This window comes from Klebsiella sp. HMSC09D12 (genome assembly GCF_001808475.1).
Taxonomy (GTDB): Bacteria; Pseudomonadota; Gammaproteobacteria; order Enterobacterales; family Enterobacteriaceae; genus Klebsiella; species Klebsiella oxytoca.
In genome coordinates, this window is the sequence record NZ_KV793506.1 from 217853 (window position 1) to 219208 (window position 1356).

Annotated in this window: 1 protein-coding gene; it reads left to right on the plus strand. The window is 61.3% G+C overall.

Annotated elements, in window-relative coordinates:
- Positions 1-7: 7 nt before the first annotated feature.
- Positions 8-1356 (plus strand): fimbria/pilus outer membrane usher protein (locus HMPREF3178_RS25540; protein ID WP_139146047.1); only part of this gene is annotated, 1349 nt, incomplete at its 3' end.

Consider the following 1356-nt stretch of genomic DNA (forward strand, 5'->3'; position numbering starts at 1 on the left):
AGGGACTATGTCACATCTGAAATATGGACTCGACGATCTGGGCTCCGGACGTAAAAGCAGCCACGGGCCGGGGAATGCGCGCGCTTTCGCTCAAATCACGCTGGCTCTGTTACTTGCGGCACCGATCTTTTCCGTGCAGGCGGAGCTCTATTTTAATCCACGTTTTTTAGCGGATGACCCTGCCGCCGTGGCGGACTTATCAGGATTTGCCAACGGCGAGGAGGTCCCTCCGGGAACCTATCGCGTCGATATTTACCTCAATGACGGGTTTATGACTACCCGCGATGTCACTTTTAATAGTAGCGAAAGCGATCGCTCGCTGGTCCCCTGCCTGACGCGCGGGCAGCTGGCCGGGATGGGCGTCAACACGACATCCATTAAAGGGATCGGCGCTCTGGCATCCGATGCCTGCGTACCATTAACCGAAACCATCAAGGACGCCACTACCCGCTTCGATGTCGGCCTGCAGCGGCTGTACCTGACCGTACCCCAGGCGTTTATGGGCAACCGCGCCCGCGGCTATATTCCGCCTGAGCTCTGGGACCACGGGATTAACGCCGGGCTGCTGAACTACAACTTCACCGGCAACAACGTCCATAACGACATCGGCGGCAGCAGCAACTACGCGTACCTGAACCTGCAGAGCGGGCTGAATCTCGGCGCCTGGCGTCTGCGCGATAACACCACCTGGAGCTACAGCAGCAGCGGCAGTTCGTCGACCAGTGAAAACAAGTGGCAGCACGTCAATACCTGGCTGGAGCGCGACATCACCGCGCTGCGCTCGCGTCTGACCCTGGGCGACAGCTACACCAACGGCGACGTCTTCGACGGCATTAACTTCCGCGGCGCGCAGCTCGCCTCCGATGACAACATGCTGCCGGACAGCCAGAAGGGATTTGCCCCGGTTATCCACGGGATTGCCCGCGGCACCGCTCAGGTGTCGGTGAAGCAGAACGGCTATGAGATCTACCAGAGCACGGTGCCCCCCGGCCCGTTCACCATCAACGATCTCTACTCCGCCGGCAACGGCGGCGACCTGCAGGTGACCATCAAAGAGGCCGACGGCAGCAGCCAGGTCTTCACCGTCCCTTATTCGTCCGTGCCGGTGCTCCAGCGCGAGGGCCATACCCGCTATGCGGTCACCGCCGGGGAGTACCGCAGCGGCAGCAATCAGCAGGAAAAACCGAAATTTTTCCAGAGCACCGTAATGCGCGGTCTTCCGGCGGGCTGGACCCTGTACGGCGGCACCCAGCTGGCGGACCGCTACCGCGCCTTTAACCTCGGCGTCGGCAAAAATCTGGGCCAACTGGGGGCGCTGTCGCTGGATATCACCCAGGCCAACGCCACCCTGCCCGA